Annotated in this window: 10 protein-coding genes and 2 pseudogenes; 11 read left to right on the top strand and 1 reads right to left on the bottom strand. The window is 28.9% G+C overall.

Annotated elements, in window-relative coordinates; translation table 11 throughout:
- Window positions 1–3: 3 nt before the first annotated feature.
- Window positions 4–638 (top strand): annotated as a pseudogene (locus HMPREF2864_RS02830) (DUF443 family protein).
- 1 nt (window position 639) lies between these two features.
- Window positions 640–756: pseudogene (locus HMPREF2864_RS02835) on the top strand (DUF4176 domain-containing protein); the annotation flags it as partial.
- 89 nt (window positions 757–845) lie between these two features.
- Here HMPREF2864_RS02835 and HMPREF2864_RS02840 read toward each other — a convergent pair.
- On the bottom strand, window positions 846–1,991 hold the full coding sequence (locus HMPREF2864_RS02840; protein ID WP_070544978.1) for an MFS transporter: 1,146 nt from the start codon (window positions 1,989–1,991) through the stop codon (window positions 846–848).
- Between the two features lie 142 nt (window positions 1,992–2,133).
- On the opposite strand from HMPREF2864_RS02840, the gene HMPREF2864_RS02845 reads away from it, so the two are divergent.
- The 9 genes from HMPREF2864_RS02845 (at window position 2,134) to HMPREF2864_RS11840 (ending at window position 9,873) form a co-directional block, all read left to right on the top strand.
- Window positions 2,134–2,985, top strand: coding sequence for a LysR family transcriptional regulator (locus HMPREF2864_RS02845; protein ID WP_070544979.1), 852 nt, complete (start codon window positions 2,134–2,136; stop codon window positions 2,983–2,985).
- 43 nt (window positions 2,986–3,028) lie between these two features.
- Entirely contained in the window at window positions 3,029–3,559 is a 531-nt protein-coding gene (locus HMPREF2864_RS02850) for a GNAT family N-acetyltransferase (protein ID WP_070544980.1), read from the top strand.
- A 402-nt stretch (window positions 3,560–3,961) separates the two neighbouring features.
- A complete protein-coding gene (locus tag HMPREF2864_RS02855) occupies window positions 3,962–4,543 on the top strand; it encodes a DUF443 family protein (protein WP_237449024.1) in 582 nt (193 codons plus the stop codon).
- 188 nt (window positions 4,544–4,731) lie between these two features.
- Window positions 4,732–5,403 (top strand): excalibur calcium-binding domain-containing protein, encoded by a 672-nt coding sequence (locus tag HMPREF2864_RS02860; protein WP_002460213.1) that lies wholly within the window; start codon window positions 4,732–4,734, stop codon window positions 5,401–5,403.
- A 422-nt stretch (window positions 5,404–5,825) separates the two neighbouring features.
- The gene (locus HMPREF2864_RS02865; RefSeq protein WP_070544982.1) at window positions 5,826–7,583 is read left to right on the top strand and encodes a DUF2075 domain-containing protein; all 1,758 of its coding nucleotides are present in this window, start codon (window positions 5,826–5,828) and stop codon (window positions 7,581–7,583) included.
- On the top strand, window positions 7,549–7,887 hold the full coding sequence (locus HMPREF2864_RS02870; RefSeq protein WP_002460210.1) for a nucleotide pyrophosphohydrolase: 339 nt from the start codon (window positions 7,549–7,551) through the stop codon (window positions 7,885–7,887). Before HMPREF2864_RS02865 ends, HMPREF2864_RS02870 begins: the two co-directional genes overlap by 35 nt.
- 235 nt (window positions 7,888–8,122) lie before the next feature.
- Window positions 8,123–8,461, top strand: a complete 339-nt coding sequence (locus tag HMPREF2864_RS02875; RefSeq protein ID WP_002460208.1) for a helix-turn-helix domain-containing protein — start codon at window positions 8,123–8,125, stop codon at window positions 8,459–8,461.
- A 37-nt stretch (window positions 8,462–8,498) separates the two neighbouring features.
- Window positions 8,499–9,323, top strand: coding sequence for a CPBP family intramembrane glutamic endopeptidase (locus HMPREF2864_RS02880; RefSeq protein WP_070544983.1), 825 nt, complete (start codon window positions 8,499–8,501; stop codon window positions 9,321–9,323).
- Window positions 9,324–9,468: 145 nt separating this feature from the next.
- Window positions 9,469–9,873: an NINE protein gene (locus HMPREF2864_RS11840; protein ID WP_002492278.1), complete on the top strand. Its 405-nt coding sequence runs from the start codon at window positions 9,469–9,471 to the stop codon at window positions 9,871–9,873.
- The last annotated feature ends 79 nt before the right edge of the window (window positions 9,874–9,952 follow it).

Genomic DNA, 9,952 nt, shown 5'->3' on the forward strand with positions numbered 1-9,952 from the left:
TAAATGGAAAATGTATATACGATATATAAAAATCCTAGATATAAAATCATTCAAAAAGATAATAGATATTTAATGATCGATTTAGAACAAAATTGGTATTCATATTTATGCCCTATGTTGAATTGGTTTATACCTATTAAATATACAGAACTGAGTTACAAAGAGTTTAATAATTTAAATATATTTAATAATGGAGGGCAAAACAGTCAAGGTATGATGGCCGCTGGTATTGGTGTTACTATCAGTGTGCTATTAAGAAGTATTGTGGGTTTCATGGATATTAATATTAATCGAATTTGGGTAGTGATGATGTTTTTAATCGGATTTGTCGGTGTGATAGCACTACGTTTATCTATAAGAAAGAAGTTGAATCATCCAGCATTTAATAAAAATAGCACACAAAAAGTAATGTTGATTCCATCATTCAAAAATATGGTACTGGTGGTGTTTTGTTATTTGATTTCTATATATTTAATAGTTGGGCTATTTTATATGATGGTTATTGAGAATATACAAAATATATGGATTTATATATGTTGGTTAGGTATTTTTTTGCATTTTCATTTATGAATATGGCTTCAATTTCTGATAGAAAAGTTCATGCCAAAATTAAAAATATAGAAAGACAGGTGAAATAAAGTGAAAACAATAGGAAGTATCATATATCTAAGAGAAGGTTCCCAAAAATTAATGATTATTAATCGAGGTCCCATTGTAGATATAGATAATCAAAAGTATATTTTTGATTACTCAGCAAGAGTCCGATAACTATTTACACTAGTTATCGGACTCGGTCTTTATCATGTTCATACACTATTTAAAACATGATAGTAAAAAATACCAAATTAATTATTTTTTCTATCAATCGTAATATTCATTATCTGTAACATGATACCAATAACAGTAATGATAATAGCGCTATAAATAAGCATATTTGTATTAATAAATTTAAGTAGAATTACCCCACCTAGAGCTGAACCCAATGCACTACCTAAATAGTTGATGGAGCTATTTAGTGCAACGGCGGCACCACCATGATTAGCATGATTTTGTAATAATATATGTTGTTGAGGCGCCTGTGTTGCCCAACCCATAGCACCCCATAAAATAAAAGGTATAAAATTTAAAAAAGGTACTTGAATTGTAACGTTAAGTAATGCGAAGCTTAAAGCTAGCGCAAATAAAATAATAAGCATTAAGACGGCAGGATTTTTAAATTTATCAATTAAAAATCCGATTCCAAAACTTCCTATTAATCCACCTACACCCCATGCAGTTAAGTAGCATGTAAGATATTCTGTATTACCACTTTCTTTGATTATATCAGCTAAATAAGTATACAATCCCAGACTCGCAATGGCAGCGCATAATGTTACGAATACAACGCTTAATACATGTTTATCTAAAAATAATTTGAAGCGTGATTTTAAATTAGGTGGTGCTTGTACTTTAAATCTTGGCAGGTATTTTAATATACTCATTAAGCCAATTAGACCGATAAGTACTATTATTAATATGGAAAAGCGCCAATTCGTATATTTTGAAACTTCTAAACCTAATGGCACTCCCACGACTGTTCCTACACTCATTCCACCAACTGTAAATGCGATGGCTTTGCCTTTATGCTTTTTGGATACTAGATGGCTACTTGAGCTAACCGCAATAGGTGAAAAGATACCTGCGCCCAATCCAGCTATTGCTCTTGAAATGATATAAATCGCATAGTTAGGAGCTAACGCAGTAATTAAATTTGCTAAAGAGAAGACACTGATAGCTAATATTAATATATTTTTCACTTCATTTTTTGCTAATAAAGTAGAAAAAATGGGTGCTGAAATAGCAAAGAATAAAGTAAATACTGTAACACCTTGTCCAACTTCAGCACTATTTTTATTAAAATTATCGCCTATGGCAGGTATTAACCCTGCTACAATATATGCATCCATGCCTAAAGCAAACATACCAATGGTTAAAACCCATACTTTTTTCATCATCATTCCACCCTATAAAAGTTAATATTTATAATACGAAATATTGTTTTCTGATATAAAGATAAAACACCTGGAAGTATGTGTGAATAAGTAATCATTTAAAGGGGTATTAACTAATAGTTAATACTAAAAGGAGAAGATAATGAACTTTGAATATATACAAGATTTTATTAGAGTAGCTGAATATAATAGTATAAATAAAGCATCACAAGAGTTAAATATTAGTACGCCAGCGCTTAGTAAGAGAATTAAAAGCGTTGAAGCATATTTTAACTGTCATTTATTTTATAGAACTTCAAAAGGTATTTTCTTAAATGAAGAGGGGAAACTGGTATTTAATACATTTAGAGAGATGCAACATTCTATTGCTGATTTAAAGAAACAGTTGAATATTTCTTTTGATTCTAAATGGAAAATAGGTGTTATTCCAAGTTTTTCTTTAACGAATAAATATAAAAATAGAGGTTTTGATGAGATAGCTAGCTTAATCATTGAAGATAGCACTTCTATTTTAATAGAAGAATTGTCTAAAGGTAATATAGATTTACTTATTGGGGATGTATCAAAGCTAAATAATCGTGATATATATCGCAAAAGATTATATAGTGAAGATTTTATGGTTATTTATAATGATGACAATAAATTTACTGAGAGTTCAAAAATTGAGATAAATGAATTATTAAGTGAGAAAATTTATATACAAAATCCACCCTGCGATACGTATGATTTTATTAAAAATAAATCAATAGAAGACAAATTAAATTTAAACTATAATAAACATTTTGAATCTGTAATAGCGAACATTAAAGCTGGCAATGGTATTACATTAATGCCGGTGTCATTAACATCAAGAATATCAAACATGAATTTATTTCAAAAAGTTTTGAGCGGATACAAAAGAGATATAGGCATCGCTTCGTATGATCAAAGGAAGATAATAAAAATATATGATTTTTTATTAAAAAATTTAGAAGAAGAGAGAAATCAAAAATAGTTAGAAGGCATATTTAACTTATATAATAAGATAAGGTGAGAACATGGATTTTACAATTAGAACAGAGGAAAAAGAAGATTATAAGTTTACAGAGGAAGTTGTGAAAAACGCATTTGCTAATGAAGCATATAGTGATCAGAGTGAACATAGATTAGTTGCGAATTTGAGAAATTCCGATGCGTTTGTTCCAGATTTATCATTAGTTGCTGTGGATAAAAACAAAATGATTGGTCATATATTATTAACTAAGATTGTTATTGTTAATGATGAGAAAAATACAGAATCATTAGCTTTAGCACCAATTTCTGTATTGTCCGATTATCAAAACAAAGGTGTAGGACGAAGTTTAATACAAAAATCTTTAGAAATAGCAAAGAAACTTAATTTCGGGTCAGTTATAGTAATGGGACATGCAGAATACTATCCTAAATTCGGATTTAAACAAGCCTCTAATTGGGGCATTCAAGCACCGTTTGATGTGCCAGATGAATTATTGATGGCGATAGAATTAAAGAAAAATGCTTTAGATGAAGCTTCTGGTATAATTCAGTATTCAAGCGCTTTTTTTGAGTGACAAAAGAGGTGTATGGAGTTGATAAAAATAAATGGAAAATGTATATACGATATATAAAAATCTTAGATATAAAATCATTCAAAAAAATAATAATAAAGGTAATAGGCGCAAAAGCCATACCAAAAAATCCCCTCACTACGTAATAAGTGAGGGGATTAGTGTATAAGTGAACACTTATTTTCGATAAGTAAATTATAATAATAGAGTGTGGAGAAATTCATATTGAATATAATGTTATAATATAGTGAAAAGTTCATTAAAGTTTTTGAATGATGGATAAAAAGCAGTCCAAAAAATTATAAAATTAAGTTAAAGGAATGGGAAATCATCAATGCAATAATAATAGAAACTATTGAGAAGAATAGTAAATATAAATTAATACACTATAAGGGTTCGTATTATATTATTGATTTAAATCGGAATAAATTAACTTATATTTTTCCATTATTAAATTATGTAACAAGAAATCCATTGATAGAAGTCAAAGAAGCAGAGCTTAAACAAATTTTAACTATTTCTACTTCAAAAGAGAAAAACGATAAAAGAAAGGCTCTAACAACTTTTGCCTCAGGTCTGAGTATTTTAATCGCTATTACAACTAAGTCTATTACTGATTATCTAGATTTCACAACGAATATATACATAAATGTAATACTATTAATATTAACTATATTACCTATGTTAGCATTTAAATCCATGATTGATAAAAATAAAAAGAATAAACTCAAGATAAGATCAACTCAAATACAAGCATATGCATATATTTTGCCAAGTGTAAAATATATCGTTCAAAATATCTCTTTTTACATTGTTTTTCTCTTTTTATTTATCATAAGTTTAGCTGGGTTATTAACATTGAAACATACGAATATGATATTTGTCGTTGGAATTATAATGACTTTAATGTTTATCCTTTTTCAGAACGTACTTTTATATGCTCAAACTAAAATTGACGGTAAGTTAGGTAGAATGAATTCGAAGTGATAGGCAGTATTATATATTTGAAAGAAGAGAGTCTTATATTTTATAAGTTAGAGAAGTCTAAAATTTTAAAGCCAAATTGGTATTTTATTATTATTGTCCAAAATCGACTTCTAAAAATTCAGAAAATCATATATAGTATACTGTATAAAATATATAATTTGTATATAAAATAGAAGGAGATATGTGTAATGGGAGAAAACACAAAAAAATGGTATAAGTCGAATTGGTTTACACTTTTATGTTTAGTCTTCGTTTTTCCTATTGGCTTATTTTTAATGTGGAAATTCACGAATTGGAAGACTTGGGTAAAAGTTGTGGTGTCAGTATTTTTTGCAATAATAGTTATAGCAAATATGGGAAACAATCAAGAATCTAATCAAAAAAATGAGTCCAATAAGACAGCTATTGTTGAAAAATCAAATAAAAATACTGATGAAAAATCATCATCAAAAGAAGAAAAAACTGAAGAGAAAGAAGACAATTCTAACGATGTAACAAATAAAAGTTCAGTGAACGAGAAAAAAACGGATGACGAAGTATCGAAGAAAAATAGTAATGACAATTATGATTACAATACTCAAAAAGCTGAAGTTACAAATAAAGAAGAAAACAAAGAACATAGTAATTTTAATGATAAAAATGTAGATCATTCTGACAAAAATTTAAATAATTCTGATACAAATCAAAATACTGCATCTACTTCAGTTAATCAGAATAATGCTGCACAACAAGTGCCACACAGTTATTCTAATTGTGCAGCTTTAAGACAAGACTATCCAGGAGGCGTTCCTAAAGGGCATGCTGCATATTCAAGTAAACTAGATAGAGATAGTGATGGTTATGCTTGTGAGATTAAATAAAATTTTTGATGATTTATAAAGCCGATAATACTGTATATGTAATTTAAATATCTTAGTATAACCTAAAAAACCCAATCACTATTTGAGGTAGTGATTGGGTTTTTTACAATTTTTAATGTGTTTATAAATTAAAAGTATATTTATTATTTGGAATGTTGGATTAGGCACAGTAGAATTTATCAAAACTTAGGTAATAAAGTGGAAAGTTAGTATAACTATAATAAATATAATCTTTAATTGAGCTAACTATATATCATAGTTGTGGGTTTTATAAGATGGTTACAGATTTATTAAAAACAGTTATTTTATATAACATAACTGGATATATTTTCAATTTATAATTAAAATTTAGAAAAGAGGGAGATATTTCTTTAAATTTATAAGAAAATATAACATTACTGATAAATGAGATAGGTGATATTGTGGGAAATTTGTTAAAAATAGAGAACATTCCATATTCAATGGAAAAGCTTAATAATTCAGTTCGATATTGGGAAACATCTAAAGATGGGAAATTTTTATTAAGATATCCAACTGTATACATAATAAATGATAAAAAAACAAGAAATGAATTTGAAGTATATGTTGGTGAAACAGCAGATATCAGAAATAGAACAAGACAGCATTTAAATACCGATATTAAAGTGAAACCATTTTGGGAAAAATTTTCTGAATCAAACAAATCAACAATGTATATCATTGGACACGAGTTATTCAATAAATCGTTAACTTTGGATATTGAGAATAGACTAATGCAATATTTGTTAAGTGTGGATAACATTTCTAAAGTACATAATAGTCGAACAAATCAACAAAATGAGTACTATACTTCTGAAAAGTTAGATGAGATTTTTTCAGATATTTGGCAATCATTAAATAAAAAGAACAACGAGTTATTTCCATTAGAAAGTATTATAAAAGACTCAGCAATATTCAAAGCATCTCCATTCCATAAGTTGACTCAAGAACAGACCAATGCAAAAGAAGAAATACTCACTAAAATAAAAGAAGCTATCTTATTAGAAGAAGATGGGCAATTAATCATCGTTGAAGGAGAAGCGGGATCTGGAAAAACAGTATTAATGAGTACATTATTATATGAGTTAGGAAAATATAATTTAGATTTAAATAAAAAGTTAGATATACATTTATTAGTTAACCAAAACGAACATGTTACTATTTATGAGCAAATAGCTACTAAATTAGGTATAAATAGTAAAAATAATAGCATAATTGGAAAACCAACTAGGTTTATCAATAGACATACTACAGAAGAAAAAGTAGATGTTGTTATCGTTGATGAAGCGCATTTATTATTGACACAAGGTAAACAAAGTTATCAAGGTAAAAATCATTTAAATGATTTATTGGATAGAGCTAGAGTTGTCGTTATAGTTTTTGACTTAAAACAAGTTCTTACTACTGAACAAATATGGGAAGAAGACAAGATAAATCACTACTTTAATCGTGCTAAAGATAAAAACAATCATATTACTTTTAGAAATCAAATGCGTATTAATAGTGACCAAGAAACAGTAAATTGGATTAGAAATATAGTAGATAATCAAACAGTTAATAATATACCATATGATAGCAAGGGATATGACATTAAAATATTTGATACACCCATAGAATTAGAAAATGCAATAAGGAATAAGGCTAATAAAACAGAAAGTGGCATTTCAAGAATGCTTGCTACATTTGATTGGAAATATAATAATAATCCTCCTGAAAATAAAGATTACTGGAGAGTAGAAATAGATGGCTGGTCTATGCCATGGAATTATCAAATAAAACCAACTAGAAATCAATCTAAATTACCTTGGGTTGAACAAACTCAAACTATTAATGAAATTGGTTCAACCTTTACAATACAAGGGCTTGATTTGAATTTTGCAGGTGTGATTATTGGTCCATCTGTTAAATACAGAGATGGTAAAATAGTATTTGATAAAGAAAGTAGTGCAAATAAAAAAGTTACACAGAAAAGAACTTTGACAGATGGTTCAAAACAATATTTTTCTGAAATGCTATTAAAAAATGAGCTTAATGTATTATTAACTCGTGGTGTGAATGGACTATATATTTATGCAGTAGATAAACAATTAAGAGAAGTATTAAAAAAAGCAGAAAAAGGTGATAATAATGAGCGACACAAAAGAAATTTTAAAGAAAATTAATAAGTTTAGGGATGAGCGTAATTGGAGACAGTTTCATAATGAAAAAGATTTATCTCTTTCAATAAGTTTGGAAGCAGCTGAATTACTAGAATTGTTCCAGTGGAAAACATCTGAAGAAGTCGTAGTTACAAAACAAGAAAGACTAGCAGAAGAACTGGCAGACGTTTTAATTTATAGCTACATGCTTGCGGATAATTTGGATTTTGATATTAATGATATTATTCAAAAGAAATTAAAGAAAAACGCAGAAAAATATCCAGTAGACAAAAGTAAAAATAGTAATTCGAAATATAATCAGTTTTAACTTCATGAAAAGTGGCATATAAAATTGATTTGAGTATTAATTTATATTAGAATATTTATTTTTATTAAAGTGCAACACTTATATAAGTTCAATCAAAACAACATAAAGATGTACTGATAACATGATATGCTAAATTTTGGAGACAGAATGTAATGAATTGGTGCGCGAATGCGTCAATTTGAATACAGATAATTACAGATAAACTTGCTAAGTTTAAAGAGAGGTGACCAATCATATGAAACTTGCGGAACAAATTAAGAAGTATCGAAAAGAGCAAGGTTTAACCCAAGATCAACTTGCTGCTGAATTACATACAACGAGACAAACGGTTTCTAAATGGGAACAGGGCTCAATTGAACCTAATGCGCAAATGATTGTTAATTTGGCACAAATGTTTGATATTACGACAGATGAATTACTTACTGGAGAAAATATGAGTAATTTCACTAAGGAGTTAAACGAAACGGGTACGGAACATTTAAATTTTTGGGACTTCTTGTCACAGAAATGGTGGTTTGTCTTAGCTATCGTTGTTATAGTTTGTGGTACTTTATCTCAAATATTCGCAGGTTAATCATTTAGGTTTCCTACACAAATTTAGGAGGAAACACATGAATATTTTAATAAAGTCAGCAAAAATAATTGGAATTATTATACTTACATTTGTGATTACAGTTGTGGCACAAAACGTTGCAATTCTATGGCATTTGCTAGACTTAAAGTCGGTTGAAACAATACTCCATGGGCTCACATATGCTGTTATCACATTTTTACTTATCAAATGGTTCATTCAGAAAGGTTTGAAACAAGAACTCAGGGATTATCGATTGACCAGATTTAAGTTATCACTCGATGTTATAGTCATAGGTTTAAGTATCCCTGTTATAGTGATTCTTATATGCATCATATTTATCCCAGGAAATTTTGTTGTTACAAGAATAGCTAATCCAATTGACTATTGTAATATGCTGTTTGAAATTGTCTTTCTTGGGGGTATTTTCAGTCCGATTGCCGAGGAAATATTAGTTAGAGGTTTACTCCTGGGCTATATTGAAAAGCAAACAAATATTACCACTGCAATCATGATTTCCTCTGTATTATTCGCAGTGGTACATTTATTTAATGGCGGGATGTCTGGGGTAAGTCTAATATTACTTTTAACAAGTGGCACGATTGCTGGTATGCTTTACGGCCTAATTGCTTATAAGTATCAATCAATTTGGGCGAGTGCCTGTCTGCATATTTGCTGGAACTTATCAGATTTGTGTCATATTTCAACAAATAATGAGCAATACGGTATTGTTCAATATATTGTAGAAACTAAAAACATCTGGATAACGGGTGGTGCCTATGGTAATAGTGCGTCAGTGATTTCAATGTTGATATTTTTAATGGCAATCTTTTTGATTTTAAAAAAGAAAGCAATTAAATATTAGTCATTCTTGTTAACGCGGGTAGTCTTGAAGTGGATAATTATCTATTTCTTAAATATTTAAGCAGAAAAATGTGATTTGTTCATAATTTTCGCTAGAGTAAAATACAATTTAACCCTATGATGAGTGCGTAAAGGAGCGGATTGATTTGAAATTTAGTCATGTAGGAGAACGAATTAGAATATTAAGGAAGTCTAAAAGGATGTCTCAAGAGAAATTAGCAGAATACCTTAATGTTTCTCGTCATTCTATTTCAAATTGGGAAAGAGAAGTAAATTTACCAGATATACATTCTTTAGTGGAAATGACTAAACTTTTCAACGTTTCTTTAAACTTTTTGGTTAAAGGAGAAGAGATGATTGTGAACAAATATGTTTATGCAGCACTAGCATTTTTCTTAGGTAGTTTTGGGGCACATCGATTTTATAGAAAGCAAAATGGTAAGGCGGTTTTATATTTATTATTTTGTTGGACTGGAATACCAGGTGTGATTGGAATATATGAAGGCATTATCGCATTTATTAAAACTGTTGATAAACAAGGACATATTTAAAAACATTGTAGGGTGCGGGACAGCATTCATTATGAATTCGTAGTTCCGCCCTGGCAAGGTTGACTAGGATTGAAAAAAG

It is taken from the genome of Staphylococcus sp. HMSC059F04 (assembly GCF_001812565.1).
In the GTDB taxonomy this organism is placed as follows: Bacteria; Bacillota; Bacilli; order Staphylococcales; family Staphylococcaceae; genus Staphylococcus; species Staphylococcus lugdunensis.